Raw genomic sequence first — 15,580 nt, forward strand, 5'->3', positions numbered from 1 at the left:
CATGCGGATCGCAATGTGGTCAGGGCCGCGCAATCTGTCGACGGCGATGATGTATTCCTTTGGGGCGCGGGCCGATTTCGCGGTGGTGGACGAACCTTTCTATGCGGCTTACCTGCAACGCACGGGGCTGGATCATCCGATGCGCGACCAGATCCTGCGATCGCAGTCCGTGGATCCCGATGTGGTTGGGGCGATGCTGACTGGACCGATCCCCGAGGGGAAGCCGCATTTCTATCAGAAGCACATGACCCAGCACATGATTGCCGCGATGCCGCGTGATTGGTTCGCGCAGGTAAGGCATGTATTCCTGATCCGTCATCCGGCGCGCGTGGTGGCCAGTTTCGGGGCGAAATACGACAATCCCACGCTGGCCGATATCGGGTTCACGCAGCAGACCGAGATCTACCAACAGCTTCTGGAACAGGGTCTGGACCCGCTTGTGATCGATTCTGCTGATATCAGGCGCGATCCATCGACCATGCTGAACCGGCTTTGCACCGCGCTTGGCCTTCCATTTGATCCTGCAATGCTGTCCTGGCCGAAAGGCGGGCATCGGTCTGACGGTATCTGGGCAAGCCATTGGTACGGTGCCGTGCATGAATCGACCGGTTTTGCCCCGGCCGAGGGGCCTTTGCCCGCGCTTTCGGGTGCGGCCGCCGAACTGGCCAAGCAGGCTTTGCCCCATTACGAGGCGCTGAGCGCGAAAAAACTTTAGAAAACCGAACTGGCCTGAAACTTTCACGGACCTTGATGCGTGGCTTCATCACAAGGGGTGAAATCCCCCTGAGACCGCATAAAAGGAAAGGTTCCAATGATGAAATTTGTTTTGGCTGCAGCATTCAGCGTAGTTTCCGGCGTGGCGATGGCCGCCGGTGGTATGGCCCAGATGGTCGAGGCCATGGATCAGGATGTGTCCGGCGGCACTGTCACGGCATCGAAAGTCGTGGCGGATGTGAACGGTTGGCTTGTCGTGCATCGCACGGATGCAGCAATGAAACCCGGTCCCGTTGTCGGTCATGCACCGCTGCGGAAAGGTGAAACCTCAGACGTGGCGGCCATCCTGACCGAAGAGGTGGCTTCGGGCGATATGCTGATGCTGATGATCCATGCAGAAGAAGGCGGCATGCAGACCGGCATCTTCGAATATACACTGGGCGCCAAGGAAGACGGCCCCATTCGCGTCGATGGCAAGCTTGTGATGACGATGATCACCGCGAAGTAATTGCGCGGCCTGAACCTTGTGTTCTGACCAACGCACAAAAGAAGGGCGGCGCCTTGCGGTGCCGCCCATTCTTGTCTTGTCCGACAGGTGCCGTTGATCAGCCCTTGATGCGACGGTTCCGGGTTGCGATCAGCTTCAGGCGCAGTGCGTTCAGGCGGATGAAGCCCTGTGCATCCTTCTGATCATAGGCGCCTGCGTCGTCTTCGAAGGTCACATGCGCCTCGGAATAAAGGCTGTGATCCGACCAACGGCCGACGCAGGTCGCAAGACCCTTGTAAAGCTTCAGCCGCACGGTGCCGGTCACATGTTCCTGGCTCTTGTCGATCAGGGCTTGCAGCATCTCGCGTTCGGGGCTGAACCAGAACCCGTTATAGATCAGTTCCGCATAACGCGGCATGATGCTGTCCTTCAGGTGGCCAGCGCCAGCGTCCAGCGTGATCTGTTCGATCCCGCGATGCGCCTCAAGCAGAACGGTGCCGCCGGGCGTTTCGTAGATGCCGCGCGACTTCATGCCCACGAACCGGTTTTCAACGAAATCCAGACGCCCGATCCCGTGCTTGCCGCCCAGTTCGTTCAGCTTGGTCAGAATCGTGGCGGGGCTCATGGCCTCGCCATTGATGGCCACGGCATCGCCGCGCGCGAAGGTGACTTCGATATATTCCGGGGTGTCGGGTGCATCCTCGGGCGACACGGTGCGCTGATAGACGTATTCGGGTGCCTGCTCTGCAGGGTTTTCCAGCGCCTTGCCCTCGGACGAGGTGTGCAGCAGGTTTGCGTCCACGCTGAAGGGCGCCTCGCCGCGCTTGTCCTTGGCGATCGGAATCTGGTTCTTCTCGGCAAATTCGATCAGCTTGGTGCGGCTGGTCAGATCCCAGATGCGCCAAGGGGCGATCACCTTGATTTCCGGGTTCAGCGCATAGGCGGACAGTTCAAAGCGAACCTGGTCATTTCCCTTGCCGGTCGCGCCATGCGCCACGGCATCGGCACCGGTTTCGGCGGCAATCTCGACCAGGCGTTTGGAAATCAGCGGCCGTGCGATCGATGTGCCCAGCAGGTAAAGCCCTTCGTACAACGCATTGGCGCGGAACATCGGGAACACGAAATCGCGCACGAATTCTTCGCGCACGTCTTCGATATAGATGTTCTCGGGCTTGATCCCCAGCAGCTCGGCCTTGGCGCGGGCGGGCTCCAGCTCTTCGCCCTGGCCCAGATCGGCGGTGAAGGTCACGACCTCGCAACCATATTCGGTTTGCAGCCATTTCAGGATGATCGAGGTATCAAGGCCGCCTGAATAGGCCAGCACGACTTTCTTGGGCGCGGACATGTGTTTTTCCCCAGTGAATGCGTTTTGCGGCGATTAACGGGTTTTGTGCCGCAGGGCAAGGAGGCCGCCGTGCCGCAGCTTTGGCTTGCGTGATGGATCAAGCTGGGCCAGAGATCGGACATGACCCAGTTTCAAGATCAGGCACGCGCGGCCGAACGCGCCATGCGCGAGGTTTTTCCCGCCACACCCTTGTTGCGCAACGCGCATTTGTCCGAGCGGTTCGAGGCTGACATCTGGCTGAAGCGCGAAGACCTGTCGCCGGTGCGATCCTACAAGCTGCGCGGCGCGTTCAATGCGATGCGCAAGGTTCTGGCGGCTGATCCGGGGCGACGGCTGTTTGTCTGCGCCTCTGCCGGCAATCACGCGCAGGGTGTCGCCTTCATGTGCCGGCATTTCGGGGTCAAGGGTGTGATCTTCATGCCGGTGACGACACCGCAGCAGAAAATCCAGAAGACCGGAATGTTTGGCGGTGATGCGGTCGAGATCAAGCTGACGGGCGATTACTTCGACGATACACTGGCCTCTGCGCAGGCGTTTTGCGCCAAGGAAGGCGGGCATTTCCTGTCGCCTTTCGATGATGCCGACGTGATCGAGGGTCAGGCCTCCGTTGCGGTCGAGATGATGGACGAGATGGGGCAGGTTCCCGATCATATCCTGTTGCCTGTCGGTGGTGGTGGACTGTCCGCAGGTGTGCGCAGTTTTTTCGGCACTGATCCCGCCTATACATTCGTTGAACCGCTGGGCGGTGCCAGCCTGCAGGCGGCCCTGTCGGTCGGTCGGCCGGTGATGCTGGACAAGGTGAACACCTTTGTCGATGGCGCGGCCGTCGCCTGTATCGGCACACAGACATTCGCACGCCTCAAGGATGTGTCCCTGCATGATGTCGTGACCGCGCCCGAGGACCGGATCTGCACGACCATCCTCGAGATGCTGAATGTCGAAGGGATCGTGCTGGAACCTGCCGGAGCGCTGGCCGTGGATGCACTGGTCGACGTGGCGGACCGCATCAGGGGCAAGACCGTGGTTTGCATCACATCGGGCGGGAACTTCGATTTCGAACGCCTGCCCGAGGTCAAGGAGAGGGCACAGCGTTATTCCGGGGTGAAGAAATATTTCATCCTGCGCATGCCGCAACGACCCGGTGCCTTGAAAGAGTTTCTGAACATCCTTGGTCCAGACGACGATATCGCGCGGTTCGAATACCTCAAGAAATCGGCGCGCAACTTCGGTTCTGTGCTGATCGGGATCGAAACAACTCGCCCCGAGAATTTCACTTCCCTGCTGTTCAAGCTGAACAAGGCCGGGTTCACCTATCGCGACATCACCAATGACGAGACTTTGGCCGAATTCCTGATCTGACAGGCCCCGGTTTCCACCGTCAGCCTGTCTGCGCAAGAAGCGCGTGATGCCGTGCCGTGTAATCGGCGCGCACCTCGACCGGTGGGCGCAAGCGGATCGAAAGGCCGCGGATCACTGTCTGATCCGGCTTTCCGAACAGCTTGTCTGCCTCATCCTTGCTGAAGCCGGCAATCTCGATGGCTTCCATCCAGGCGCTGATCCGGTCTGCCTGCTTGATCTGTTTCTTGATCGCAGCCGGAATCGCGGCCGGAAGGCCGAAACGGATATGGATCGCGGCTGTCAGCCTTGTGTCCAGCTCTTCATAGCCGGGGCCGACGGCGGATTTGACCGGGCTGATCATGTCGCCGATCACGTATTCCGGGGCATCGTGCAGCAAGGCTGCCAATTGCCACTTGGGCGCTATACCCGGTGCCATCCGGGTGAACAGCGTCTCCACCAGAAGCGAATGTTCGGCGACGGAATAGGCATGATCGCCGCGCGTCTGTCCGTTCCAGCGCGCCACGAAAGCAAGACCGTGGGCGATATCCTCGATCTCGATATCGACAGGGGTAGGATCCAGCAGGTCAAGACGGCGGCCTGACAACATCCTTTGCCATGCGCGGGGCGATTTCGACATGACTCCTCCCAAGCTCAATCAGCGTCTTTTGAGCAGCTTGCCGGTGGCGGCGCAAGCTTCCGTCGGCAGGCATGACAATTTCCGATGCCGGGCTAGTTTGATGGAGCGTTGTGACGAGGCTCAAACAATGATACGCGCAGCGCCAAATTAGTTTGCATGAAGGGTGCCCAGATGGCCAATGATTACATCGTTAAAGATATCGCGCTTGCCGCTTTTGGCCGCAAGGAGCTGGATATCGCAGAAACCGAAATGCCGGGCCTGATGGCCTGCCGCGCCGAATATGGTGAAAGCAAGCCGCTGAAAGGCGCGCGGATTGTCGGCTCGCTGCATATGACGATCCAGACTGCGGTTCTGATCGAAACGCTGGTGGCACTTGGTGCCGATGTGCGCTGGGCGTCCTGCAACATCTTCTCGACGCAGGATCACGCGGCCGCGGCAATCGCCGCAGGCGGCACGCCGGTTTTCGCGATCAAGGGCCAGACGCTGGAAGAGCATTGGGATTACCTGGACAAATCCTTCATGTTCCCCGAAGGCGCGAACATGATCCTCGACGATGGTGGTGATGCGACCCTTTACGTCCTGTTGGGTGCCCGCGCTGAAGCCGGGGAAGAGATCATCCCCGTCCCGCAGTCGGAAGAAGAAGAAGTCATCAAGGCGCAGATCAAGAAGCGCATGGCCGCAAGCCCCGGCTGGTTCACCAAGACGCGCGACGCGATCAAGGGCGTGTCCGAGGAAACGACGACCGGCGTGCACCGCCTTTATGACCTGCACAAGAAAGGTCTGCTGCCGTTCCCCGCGATCAACGTGAACGACTCGGTCACCAAGTCGAAGTTCGACAACAAGTATGGCTGCAAGGAATCGCTGGTTGACGGTATCCGCCGTGCGACCGACACGATGATGGCCGGCAAAGTCGCCGTTGTCTGCGGTTACGGCGATGTGGGCAAAGGTTCGGCCGCCTCGCTGCAAGGTGCAGGCGCGCGCGTCAAGGTCACCGAAGTCGATCCGATCTGCGCGCTGCAAGCCGCCATGGACGGATTCGAGGTTGTCCTGCTGGAAGATGTCGTCGCCACCGCCGATATTTTCATCACCACGACCGGCAACAGGGACGTGATCCGCATCGACCACATGCGCGCGATGAAGGACATGGCGATCGTCGGCAACATCGGCCATTTCGATAACGAGATTCAGGTCGCTGCCCTCAAGAACCACAAGTGGACCAACATCAAGGAGCAGGTCGACATGATCGAGATGCCTTCGGGCAACCGTATCATCCTGCTGTCCGAAGGTCGTCTGCTGAACCTGGGCAACGCCACGGGCCATCCGTCCTTCGTGATGTCCGCCAGCTTCACTAACCAGGTTCTGGCGCAGATCGAACTCTGGACCAAGGGCGACGAATACAAGCCCGGCGTCTACATCCTGCCCAAGGCGCTGGACGAGAAAGTGGCCCGCCTGCATCTGGACCGCATTGGTGTGAAACTGACCAAGCTGGATGCCGACCAGGCGGCCTATATCGGCGTGACGCCGGAAGGTCCGTTCAAGCCGGAACACTATCGCTACTGATTGCAGACACTGTTTTGGATGCAACGGCCCGCCATTGTGCGGGCCGTTTTGCTTTCCTACTTTTGATAAAAGCGTTGAGTGTTGGTGAAGACTCGCTAACCTTTCACTCGGACCGATGGGACGCATTGGCCGTGGTACCAAAAAAATTGACTGGTAAGGGAGCTAGGAATGGGAAAGCGTGACGATCTGATTGCGAAATATGCAAGCGATCTGAAGAACAAGTGCGGCATGGAGCCTGACATGGCCCTGCTGACAAAGGTCACGATCGGCTGCGGCCCGGCGATTTACAACGCAGACGCCGAAACCGTTGCGGCCTCGCAGGACAGCGAGCTGGAGACCGTGAAGAACAATTTCCTCATCAAGAAACTGGGACTGCCCGACAGCCCCAAGCTGATGGAGGCGATCAACTCCGTGGTGGAAACCTACGGCAAATCCGAACGGAACAAGTACCGCGTGGTCGTCTACTACATGCTGACCAAGCATTTCGGCAAGGAAGCGGTCTACAAGTAAGCAGGCGATAGCCTGATCGTGGGCGGCCCGCATGTCTTGCGGGCCTCTCGCTGTTGAGACGAATTTTCGGCACTTGGAATTTGCGCGGCCGCTGGTCTGTGGCTAATGTCGAATTGTCGGGCCAGTATGGCCGGAACCTAATCCAGTGATCACGTGTGGTGTGTAGGGAGCACGTGGGGTGACGGGGGGTTCTGGCCTTGGCCTGCGCCCCCCGTATTTTTCGAAATCATCCGTCCAAACCGGCAAGAGCGCAGATGATCCGCCATTCCTCTGCATTGACCGGCTGTACCGACAAGCGCGAATTTCGCACCAAAACCATCTCCGTCAGTCGCGGATCGGCCTTGATCTGCTCCAGTGTGACGGGCGTCTTCACAGGCTTGACGGCCTTGATGTCGACGCATTCCCAGCGCGGATCGTCCGTTGTGCTGTCCGGATGTGCAGGATTGATCACTTCGACAATCCCGACGACCGCCTTTTCGTCCTGTGAATGGTAGAAAAAGCCAAGGTCACCAACCTCCATCTCGCGCATGAAGTTGCGCGCCTGGTAGTTGCGCACGCCGTTCCATTCCTCGCCGTCTTCACCTTTTGCGGTCTGGTCATTCCAGCCCCAGACCGAAGGCTCTGACTTGAACAACCAATAGCGCATCAACCGATGACCTTTTTCCACGCGATCAGTTCGACATCCTGGAACAGACCGGCCTTGGAATAGGGATCCCCTGCCGCCCAGCGCCGTGCTGCCTCCATGTCTTCGACCTCAAGGATCAAAAGTGATCCGATCATCTGTTCGTCCTTGTCCAGCAAGGGACCGGCCTGCCGCACCACGCCGGTTTGGGTCACGTAATCCAGATGTGCGGCGCGATTGGCCAGACGTGTCTCTATGGCGCCGGGTTTGTCCCGTGCGATAAGGGCGATCAGCATTCATTCCTCCTTCAGGGGACGCGACAGTAGCATATCCATGGCTTGGCGCAGCTGGATCTTCCCGTCAAGCAGGGCCACGACCGCGGCGGTGATCGGCATCTCCACCCCTTGCTCGGTGGCGCGCTGCAAGGCCGCGCGTGCGGTGGCAGCGCCTTCGACCGTAATCGACGGGTCAAAGGCCGTGTTCTGGCCCAGCGCCATGCCGAATTGCATGTTCCGGCTTTGCGGACTTGTGCAGGTCAGCACCAGATCACCGAACCCGGACAGACCCGACAGCGTTTCCGGCCTGGCCCCAAGGGTCAGCGCCAAGCGCTGCATTTCGGCATAGCCGCGCGTCATCAAGGCAGCACGTGCGCTGTCGCCCAGCCCGGCGCCCGTGACAGCGCCTGCAGCAATCGCGATCACGTTCTTCAAGGCGCCGCCAAGTTCGGCGCCGACAGTGTCTGTTGTGCGGTAAACCCGCAGATTCCGCGTTGTCAGAGACTGCTGCAGGATCGCGCCCTTTTCGGGATCACCACAGGCCAGGGTCAGTGCCGTGGGCAAGCCCTGTGCGATATCGCGGGCGAAACTGGGCCCTGTCAGGATTGCAGCGGTGCTTCGTGGCAGCATCTGGCGCAAGATAGCGACGGGCCCCATTGTCGTGCTCAGTTCGATCCCCTTGCAGCATGCGACCAGATCGCGCCCGTCCAGCGCTGAATGATGTTCGTCGATCACATCGCGCATCCGTTGCATCGGCACGGACAGCAGGACTGGACTGTCGCCTGCCGGGATGTCGGCCTGAATGGCCAGGGAAACCGGCAGGGGAATGCCCGGCAGGCGCTGGGCGTTATGGCGGGATTGCCGCATGGCAAGCACCTGTCCTTCGTCTCGCGACCATAGCGTCACCGCCTGTCCGGCTTCGGCCAGTGAAATGGCAAGCGCCGTACCGAAGGCGCCCGCGCCCATGACTGTGATCATGCCTTTGCCCCTTTCTTTCCACTTCCCAGAAGCGCAGGGCTTGAGGTGTCCAGTGGCCAACGCGGCCGCGCGACCAGAGTCAGGTCGTCTTGCGAACCCGCTCGATACCTCTCCATCCCGGCATAAGCGATCATCGCTGCGTTGTCCGTACAGAGCGACAAGGGCGGCGCAACGAAGCGTACCCCGTTTTCTGCTGCAACAGACTCGAGTTTGCTGCGGATAAGGCTGTTGGCCGCGACCCCTCCGGCTACGGCAAGGACAGGGTCAGCAGGGTTTTCCGCCAGATAAAGGCGCAATGCCCTGCGCGTTTTCTCTGCCAGCACATCGGCAACTGCCATCTGGAAGCCCGCGCAAAGATCGGCCCTGTCGGCGGGGGTCAGCCCGCCCTTTTCTTCCACGACCCGGTCCCGGGTCCGCAGAAGGGCGGTCTTCAGGCCGGAAAAGGACATGTCGCATCCCTCGCGATCCAGCAAAGGTCGTGGAAAGGCATATCGGGTGGCATCGCCCTTGCGTGCTTCGGCTTCGACCGAAGGGCCGCCCGGCTGCGGCAGGCCAAGAAGACGGGCCGTCTTGTCAAAGGCCTCTCCGGGTGCGTCGTCTATGGTGCCGCCCAGACGCGTGAAATCATCGGTACCCTGCACCAGAAGAAACTGGCAATGCCCGCCAGAGACCAGCAGCATCAGATAGGGATAGTCGATCTGGTCGGTCAGGCGCGGCGTCAGGGCATGACCTGCAAGGTGGTTCACCCCGATCAGGGGCAGACCGGTGCCGACGGCCAGACCCTTGGCACACATGACCCCGGCCAGAACGCCACCGATCAGGCCGGGCCCTGCGGTAACCGCGATGGCATCCACATCCGAAAGGGTCAATCCCGCGCGCAACAGGGCCTGTTTCACGCAAATATCGATTTTCTCGGCATGGGCCCGGGCTGCGATCTCGGGCACGACGCCGCCGAATGCCGCATGCAATTCAGCTTGCCCCAACACGATGGAAGACATGATTTCCGCCGGTTCAGAGCCGCGTTGCCGGACAACGGCGGCCGCGGTATCATCGCAGCTGCTTTCCAGACCCAGTATCGTCAACGCCTTGGCCATTGGTCGTTCAATCCTGCCATTCTCGGCCCTGAACGTTGCAAGACCACGGGTTGCGAGGTAACACCAGACAAGGATGCAAACAATCCCGGCGCAATCATGACACGGCCAGTCATCTTGTTGACCCGCCCCGAAGCGTCATCGCACAGGATGGCGAAGCTGTTGTCTGTTGCATTCGGTGATCGCCTTGACGTGTGCATTTCCCCTCTGATGGAAATCGTGCTCGATCCGCGATTGCCAAGCCTCGACGGCATCAGGACCCTGATCTTTACCTCTGCCAATGGCGTTGCGACCTATGTCGCGGCCAACGGACCCAAGTCCCTTCCCTGTTACACCGTCGGTGATGCAACCGCCCGGGCCGCCATGGCTGCGGGTTTGCAGGCGACATCCGCGGGGGGTGATGCCGATGCACTGGTCGCGCGCATCAAGCAGGACAAACCTGCGGCGCCGATGTTGCATGTGCGTGGCGCGCATGCCCGCGGCGACATCCCGGAAAGACTCGGCGCAGTCGGGGTCCCCGTGGCCCAGGCGATCGTCTACCATCAGAATGCCCTGACCCTGACTGAAGAGGCAAAAGCGCTTCTGGACGGGGACAGGCCGGTGATCCTGCCGCTTTTTTCACCACGAAGCGCCGCATTGATGGGATCCGCACCCGTCAGTGCCAAGGTTTACGCCGTCGCGATAAGTGAAGCGACCGCCAACGCCCTGCGTTTTGACGTTGAACAGATGCATGTCGCCAGCCATCCTGATTTCGAAAGCATGGCCAAGGTTGTCGCCGATCTTCTTGACACCACCCCCTGGGACAAGCAGATGCCATTATAAGGCCATGCATGGCTTGAGGCAGAAAGCCCGGCACAGTAGGCTTTCATCTGATCCAAGTATGCGTGATATCAGATTCGAAAGGGTTGCTGCCGGTGCCGGAAAAGAAAAAGAACTCCCCGAACCAGGAACGGCCCAATGACGAAATCGAAGATGCCGTCATCCTGAACGATCCAGCGGACGATGGCGACCCGTCGTCCAAGGCCGCGGCCGAGGATGGAGCAGAAGTTGAACCCCCCCCTGCGGACCAAGATCAAGAGATATCCCAGAAAGATCCCGTGAATGCCGAGGCGGCAGAAGCTTCTGCTGACCAGAAGGATGAGTCCGCACCGGCAGATCAGGAAACACCCGAGACAGAAACACGCCCCGCAGATGATGGCGAATCCGGCGTCACAAAGCCCGAAAAGCCGGCCTCGACCGAACAGGTTGTGATCAGAAAGGGTGGTTTTGTCCCGATGTTGCTGGGCGGTGTTGCAGCGGCGGCCATCGGCTTTGGTCTTGCAAGAAGCGGCGTTCTTGAGGGAATGCCTTTGCCTGGCCTCGGGGCTGGACAAAGCCTTTTGACCGAGATCGACCAGAGGACAGCCGCACAGCAGGCGCTGGTATCCGATCTGCAGGCTCGCCTTGCCGCACTCGAGGCGGCTCCCCAGCCTCAAGCCCAGCCTGACATGCCCGATCTCGGCCCTGCGATCGATGATCTGACAACGCAAATCGGCGTTCTGGCAGGCCGGATCGACGCATTGGAAGCCAGACCCGTTGCGGAAGGTGCCGCTGTCGACCCACAGGCACAGGCTGCCCTTGCCGATGCGCGCGCCGAGCTGGATCAGATCCGCACCGCTCTTGCGGCGCAACAGGCACAGATTGCAACGCTCTCGGATGAGGCTGCGCAAGCCGAAGCGCAGGCGCAGCTATCGGCGCAGGCTGCGATGACGCGTGCGGCCGTGACGCGCATCGTCACGGCCCTTGATGCCGGGACGGGCTATACAGAGGCGCTGAACGATCTGACTGCCGCGAATGTCGAGGTTCCGACAGCCTTGCTGGAACAGGCGGATACCGGGGCACCGACGCTTGCCGCCTTGCAGGCCGACTTTCCCGATCTTGCCCGTGATGCGTTGCGTGCGGCGCGGCAGGCACAGAACCCGGGTGGCATTGGCGGGTTTTTCGAAACTCAGCTTGGCCTCAGGTCATTGCAGCCGCGTGAAGGGGATGACCCGGATGCGATCCTTTCGCGGGCCGAAGCGGCGCTGCGCGATGGACGACTGCCCGAAACGCTGGCTGAAATCGCGCGCTTGCCGCATGAGGCGGCGACGGTATTGGCCGATTGGCAGGCCCGGGCCCAGATGCGCGTCACATTGACCGATGCCGCGCGCAATCTTGCCCAATCTCTGAACACGAACTGAAGGATAACGGAATGCTGTGGTCGCTCATCAAGATTATCCTTTTCGTTGTTCTGGTTGCCGCTGCAGCGATGGGGGCCGTCTACCTGATGGAACTGGATGGCGGTGTTCGCATCGCCGCCGCCGGGTACGAGATCAACCTGACACCGCTCTATGCCGTCATTCTTCTGATCGCGCTTGTGTTCCTGGTCTGGCTGACCCTGCGCCTTCTGGCCTTGCTGGTGGCTGTCCTGAAATTCATCAACGGGGATGAAACAGCACTAAGCCGCTATTTCAATCGCAATCGGGAACGCAAAGGCTATCAGGCCTTGTCCGAAGGCATGCTGGCGCTGGCCGCAGGCGAGGGGCGTCTGGCCATGGCCAAGGCCAGCAAGGCGGAGCGCTATCTTCACAAGCCGGAACTGACCAACCTTCTGACAGCCCAGGCCGCCGAGATGTGTGGCGACCGGCGCAAGGCGGAAGAAGTCTACAAACGTCTTCTGAAAAACAATTCCACCCGCTTTGTCGCGGTGCGCGGTATCATGAAGCAGAAACTGGCGGATGGTGATACGGCAACGGCCCTGAAACTGGCCGAAAAGGCGCTGGACCTGCACCCCAAGCATGAAGAGACGCAGGATGTTCTGTTGCGCCTTCAGGCCAGCGCGCATGACTGGGCCGGTGCACGCCGCACGCTTGGTGCGAAACTCAAGTATGGCAGCCTTCCGAAAGACGTGCACAAGCGCCGCGATGCCGTTCTGGCCCTGTCCGAGGCAAAGGAAGTTCTGGCAGAGGGTAATGACATCACGGCGCGCGAGGCCTCGATCGAAGCCAACAAGCTTTCGCCCGATCTGATCCCTGCAGCGGCCTTTGCCGCCCGTGGTTACATCGAGCAGGGCAACGCCAAATACGCAACCCGCGTGATCAAGAAGGCCTGGGCCGCCCAGCCGCATCCTGATCTTGCCGCTGCCTTTGCGGCGATCGTGCCCGATGAAACACCGGCAGCGCGGTTGAAGCGGTTCAAGCCACTTGTCGCCCAGCATCCGGATCACGTGGAGTCGCGCCTCTTGCTGGCCGAATTGAACATCGCGAACGAGGATTTCCCCGAGGCACGGCGTGCGCTGGGCGATCTTGTTGATACGGCACCGGATGCCCGGGTGATGACAGTCATGGCTGCTATTGCCCGTGGCGAAGGCGCGTCTGATGTCGTGGTCAAAGGGTGGCTGGCCAGGGCCTTGACTGCCCCACGCGGTCCGCAATGGGTCTGCGAGAACTGCCACAACATACATGCGGAATGGGTGCCCATCTGCGAGAATTGCAAATCCTTCGACACGCTCGCCTGGATCTCGCCGCCCGCCGGTGCGGCTTCGGCGCAGGCCGGGTCGGAAATGCTTCCCATGATTGTGGGTTCGATCCAGGATCAGACCTCGTCACAAGATGACGAAGTCCCGGATGCGGAACTTCTTCCTGATGAAGAAACCTTGCATCGTCCGATAGATGCGGCTGCGCCGGATGGGGATACCGCCCGAAAATAGGTCTTTTCCATCCATGGGCGGGGTGCTATAGCCCCGCCTCACAGGCCGCTGTAGCTCAGCTGGTAGAGCACGTCATTCGTAATGATGGGGTCGGGGGTTCGAGTCCCTTCAGCGGCACCACTTTCCAACACAACACATGATCAAGATGCACCAGACCCCTTCTGTCCAGGGGGGATGCATTGTGTCGCGTCAACGTTTGCAGGGCGGGCAAAGGCTGGCCACGCCCAAGGTGTTGCCGGGCGTGGCAGCCGTTCCAGGCCGATCAGACCGGAATCATGAAACCGTCGAAATAGGCCATGATCTCGGCATGGGCATCCACTGGCAAGACTTGCGCCACGTATTGATCCGGGCGCACGACAAGTACGACGCCCTGCTGGCGATCGATGCCGCGGTGGTCGAAAATGTCGACTCCGCTTTTCATATCCGGACAGAACGCCTTTTCGTAGTCGATCAATCCGTATCTGCCTTTGCGCGGCAGCAGCAAATCTGGCAAGGCTTCGACATCCATCTCGCGATGTGGTGCCTGAAACACAGCACGCAGATCGATCACGCTGTCGATATCTGCAGTTGCGGCTGTGAAGCGCGCGATCGGTCCCTCAAGCAGGCACTGGCAAAGGGCGGCAATCTTCCCTTGAGGTTGACCGTGATCCCCTTTGGCGGCAAAGGCGATCACACGCCACCGGCCATCGGCCTTGATTGCATGTCCCAGATGCATCGGCTTCGCGTCACAGAGCCGGATGACGGGCGCTGAATGGAATCGCATGCCGGTCTGATAACCGGTGGCAAGCATCTGATGTGTGCCGGTGCCCGTCAGAAGCGATGGTGCATATCTGGTCTCGACACCCGCTGTATAGCGGCCATGTTTCTTGAAATATTGCTGAAACTGGGCTGACTCGGCGGCGTCCTTGGGTTTGGCGCTGAACAGGCGCGCCATGTCCTTGTCGAAATCGATCAGTTCCTTGGCTTTCGCGCGCCGCTCTTCGGAATAGGTATCCAGCAGGGTTGCATCGGCTTGCCCGCGCAGCACGGCGGCCAGTTTCCAGCCAAGATTGAAGGTGTCGGCCATGGACACGTTCATGCCCTGTCCCGCTTTCGGGCTATGGGTATGGCAGGCATCCCCTGCGATGAAGATGCGCGGGACACGTGATCCCCGCTCGGCCTCCGGCACATCGTCGAAACTGTCGCAGACACGCTGTCCAATCTCATAGGCGGACCACCAGGCGACTTCCTTCACATCCAGCGTATAGGGCGCAAGTATTTTGCGCGCCTTGCTGATCAGCATCTCGGAGGTCACATTGTGATCGGCCGCACGCTCGTCGCCATGCAATGCGTCAAGTTCGATGTAAAGTCTCACCATGTAGCCGCCTTCGCGTGGAATGACGAGAATGCTGCCATCATGGGCCGACTGGATCGCAGCCTTGAGCCTGATATCCGGGAAATCGGTCACGGCCAGAACATCCATGACACCCCAAAGCTGGCGTGCAGCCTCGCCCTTCAGGTCATAACCCATCGACCGGCGAACCGTGCTGCGTGCACCATCGCAGCCCACCACGTATCGGGCGCGAATTATCTCGGTCTGTCCTGTGCTCTCGCCGTTCTTGAAGGTTGCAATGACGGGATAGTCCGGGTCGTCCGTCATCGTCAGATCCACCAGATCGTGGCCGTAAACGGGCTCCAGCCGGCGGGAAGAGTTGCGCATCAATTCAAGATAGAAATCGTGGATACGCGCCTGGTTCAGGATGACATGCGGCATCTCTGACAGATCGTCTTCGACATCCTGAATGCGGTCAGCGCGGACAAGGGGCGAACCATCTGCACCGGGCCGCCAGAATGCGACCTCGCTGACCCAATAGCTTTCCTTGAGGACTTTCTCTGCAAAGCCGAAGGCTTCGAACATCTCGACAGAGCGGCAGGCAACGCCATCGGCTTGACCGACTTGCAGTGGGCCTGATTTGCGGTCCGTAATCATGGTCACGATATCCGGGAAAGCCGCCAATTGCGCCGCCAGCGTCAAGCCCGCCGGTCCACATCCCACGATCAGGACGTCCACAGCCTTCGGTGAGGTGGCGTCAAACCTGATACCATCGGCGATACTGGGGTCACCACTGCGAAATCCGTTCAGATGATACTGCATTTGGGCCGATCCTATTGCTACGTATGCTTATCAATAAGTCGCATGAGGTCTGCCTGTCAATATCGTAAGCATACGTATCAAAATTTGGAGGAATGGCTGGTCTCGGCTTCTGGAGGCGGCTTTTCACCGAAAAGGGCCGCACATTGTCGTGGAACCTCTGTG

At 60.0% G+C, this 15,580-nt stretch carries 15 protein-coding genes and 1 tRNA gene; 9 read left to right on the forward strand and 7 right to left on the reverse strand.

From position 1 onward, the window contains the following. The first annotated feature begins 1 nt into the window (after position 1). Entirely contained in the window at positions 2 to 715 is a 714-nt protein-coding gene (locus tag ACMUJL_RS12255; RefSeq protein ID WP_375567972.1) for an HAD family hydrolase, read from the forward strand. A gap of 96 nt (positions 716 to 811) precedes the next feature. Next, positions 812 to 1,222 carry a DUF7282 domain-containing protein gene (locus ACMUJL_RS12260; protein ID WP_068288561.1) on the forward strand — a complete coding sequence of 137 codons (411 nt, stop codon included), beginning with the start codon at positions 812 to 814 and terminating at the stop codon, positions 1,220 to 1,222. A gap of 97 nt (positions 1,223 to 1,319) precedes the next feature. Here ACMUJL_RS12260 and ACMUJL_RS12265 read toward each other — a convergent pair whose 3' ends face one another. Then, on the reverse strand, positions 1,320 to 2,546 hold the full coding sequence (locus ACMUJL_RS12265; protein ID WP_068288564.1) for an argininosuccinate synthase: 1,227 nt from the start codon (positions 2,544 to 2,546) through the stop codon (positions 1,320 to 1,322). A 120-nt stretch (positions 2,547 to 2,666) separates the two neighbouring features. Between ACMUJL_RS12265 and ilvA the strand changes: the two genes are divergently transcribed. After that, positions 2,667 to 3,905 carry a threonine ammonia-lyase IlvA gene (ilvA, locus tag ACMUJL_RS12270; protein ID WP_416914285.1) on the forward strand — a complete coding sequence of 413 codons (1,239 nt, stop codon included), beginning with the start codon at positions 2,667 to 2,669 and terminating at the stop codon, positions 3,903 to 3,905. Positions 3,906 to 3,924: 19 nt separating this feature from the next. Here ilvA and ACMUJL_RS12275 read toward each other — a convergent pair whose 3' ends face one another. Further along, positions 3,925 to 4,521 carry an HD domain-containing protein gene (locus ACMUJL_RS12275; protein ID WP_068288570.1) on the reverse strand — a complete coding sequence of 199 codons (597 nt, stop codon included), beginning with the start codon at positions 4,519 to 4,521 and terminating at the stop codon, positions 3,925 to 3,927. A 171-nt stretch (positions 4,522 to 4,692) separates the two neighbouring features. Here ACMUJL_RS12275 and ahcY point away from each other — a divergent pair, with 171 nt between their 5' ends. Beyond that, on the forward strand, positions 4,693 to 6,081 hold the full coding sequence (gene ahcY, locus ACMUJL_RS12280) for an adenosylhomocysteinase (RefSeq protein ID WP_068288573.1): 1,389 nt from the start codon (positions 4,693 to 4,695) through the stop codon (positions 6,079 to 6,081). 168 nt (positions 6,082 to 6,249) lie between these two features. Next, positions 6,250 to 6,591, forward strand: a complete 342-nt coding sequence (locus tag ACMUJL_RS12285) for a DUF2853 family protein (RefSeq protein WP_068288575.1) — start codon at positions 6,250 to 6,252, stop codon at positions 6,589 to 6,591. A gap of 226 nt (positions 6,592 to 6,817) precedes the next feature. On the opposite strand, the gene ACMUJL_RS12290 is transcribed toward ACMUJL_RS12285, so the two are convergent. The 4 genes from ACMUJL_RS12290 to tsaD are packed head-to-tail and all read right to left on the reverse strand — an operon-like array spanning position 6,818 to position 9,560. Beyond that, entirely contained in the window at positions 6,818 to 7,237 is a 420-nt protein-coding gene (locus tag ACMUJL_RS12290) for an EVE domain-containing protein (RefSeq protein ID WP_375567968.1), read from the reverse strand. Next, positions 7,237 to 7,509, reverse strand: coding sequence for a YciI family protein (locus ACMUJL_RS12295; RefSeq protein WP_375567966.1), 273 nt, complete (start codon positions 7,507 to 7,509; stop codon positions 7,237 to 7,239). The genes ACMUJL_RS12290 and ACMUJL_RS12295 overlap by 1 nt, the downstream gene beginning before the upstream one ends. Beyond that, entirely contained in the window at positions 7,510 to 8,466 is a 957-nt protein-coding gene (locus ACMUJL_RS12300; protein ID WP_375567964.1) for an NAD(P)H-dependent glycerol-3-phosphate dehydrogenase, read from the reverse strand. It abuts the gene before it with no gap. Then, positions 8,463 to 9,560 (reverse strand): tRNA (adenosine(37)-N6)-threonylcarbamoyltransferase complex transferase subunit TsaD, encoded by a 1,098-nt coding sequence (tsaD, locus tag ACMUJL_RS12305; protein WP_416914286.1) that lies wholly within the window; start codon positions 9,558 to 9,560, stop codon positions 8,463 to 8,465. Before tsaD ends, ACMUJL_RS12300 begins: the two co-directional genes overlap by 4 nt. Here tsaD and ACMUJL_RS12310 point away from each other — a divergent pair. From ACMUJL_RS12310 to ACMUJL_RS12325, 4 genes are all read left to right on the forward strand, one after another. Then, positions 9,489 to 10,379 carry a uroporphyrinogen-III synthase gene (locus ACMUJL_RS12310; RefSeq protein WP_416914287.1) on the forward strand — a complete coding sequence of 297 codons (891 nt, stop codon included), beginning with the start codon at positions 9,489 to 9,491 and terminating at the stop codon, positions 10,377 to 10,379. The genes tsaD and ACMUJL_RS12310 overlap by 72 nt on opposite strands. Positions 10,380 to 10,471: 92 nt before the next feature. Beyond that, a complete protein-coding gene (locus tag ACMUJL_RS12315; protein ID WP_375567958.1) occupies positions 10,472 to 11,776 on the forward strand; it encodes a COG4223 family protein in 1,305 nt (434 codons plus the stop codon). 11 nt (positions 11,777 to 11,787) lie between these two features. After that, positions 11,788 to 13,284 carry a heme biosynthesis protein HemY gene (locus ACMUJL_RS12320; protein ID WP_416914288.1) on the forward strand — a complete coding sequence of 499 codons (1,497 nt, stop codon included), beginning with the start codon at positions 11,788 to 11,790 and terminating at the stop codon, positions 13,282 to 13,284. Between the two features lie 44 nt (positions 13,285 to 13,328). Next, positions 13,329 to 13,404, forward strand: a tRNA-Thr gene (locus ACMUJL_RS12325). A gap of 142 nt (positions 13,405 to 13,546) precedes the next feature. Here the strand turns inward: ACMUJL_RS12325 and ACMUJL_RS12330 are convergent. Further along, entirely contained in the window at positions 13,547 to 15,418 is a 1,872-nt protein-coding gene (locus ACMUJL_RS12330) for an FAD-binding monooxygenase (RefSeq protein ID WP_375567954.1), read from the reverse strand. Positions 15,419 to 15,580: the final 162 nt, after the last annotated feature.

Origin of the sequence: Seohaeicola sp. (assembly GCF_048006315.1) — a bacterium.
Classification (GTDB): domain Bacteria; phylum Pseudomonadota; class Alphaproteobacteria; order Rhodobacterales; family Rhodobacteraceae; genus Seohaeicola.

Coding starts and splice junctions, on each gene's coding strand:
- tsaD (WP_416914286.1), bottom strand. CDS start 9,560: ATGGCCAAGGCGTTGACGATACTGGGTCTGGAAAGCAGCTGCGATGAT.
- ACMUJL_RS12295 (WP_375567966.1), bottom strand. CDS start 7,509: ATGCTGATCGCCCTTATCGCACGGGACAAACCCGGCGCCATAGAGACA.
- ACMUJL_RS12290 (WP_375567968.1), bottom strand. CDS start 7,237: ATGCGCTATTGGTTGTTCAAGTCAGAGCCTTCGGTCTGGGGCTGGAAT.
- ilvA (WP_416914285.1), top strand. CDS start 2,667: ATGACCCAGTTTCAAGATCAGGCACGCGCGGCCGAACGCGCCATGCGC.
- ACMUJL_RS12255 (WP_375567972.1), top strand. CDS start 2: ATGCGGATCGCAATGTGGTCAGGGCCGCGCAATCTGTCGACGGCGATG.
- ACMUJL_RS12265 (WP_068288564.1), bottom strand. CDS start 2,546: ATGTCCGCGCCCAAGAAAGTCGTGCTGGCCTATTCAGGCGGCCTTGAT.
- ACMUJL_RS12320 (WP_416914288.1), top strand. CDS start 11,788: ATGCTGTGGTCGCTCATCAAGATTATCCTTTTCGTTGTTCTGGTTGCC.
- ACMUJL_RS12260 (WP_068288561.1), top strand. CDS start 812: ATGATGAAATTTGTTTTGGCTGCAGCATTCAGCGTAGTTTCCGGCGTG.
- ACMUJL_RS12300 (WP_375567964.1), bottom strand. CDS start 8,466: ATGATCACAGTCATGGGCGCGGGCGCCTTCGGTACGGCGCTTGCCATT.
- ACMUJL_RS12330 (WP_375567954.1), bottom strand. CDS start 15,418: ATGCAGTATCATCTGAACGGATTTCGCAGTGGTGACCCCAGTATCGCC.
- ACMUJL_RS12275 (WP_068288570.1), bottom strand. CDS start 4,521: ATGTCGAAATCGCCCCGCGCATGGCAAAGGATGTTGTCAGGCCGCCGT.
- ACMUJL_RS12285 (WP_068288575.1), top strand. CDS start 6,250: ATGGGAAAGCGTGACGATCTGATTGCGAAATATGCAAGCGATCTGAAG.
- ahcY (WP_068288573.1), top strand. CDS start 4,693: ATGGCCAATGATTACATCGTTAAAGATATCGCGCTTGCCGCTTTTGGC.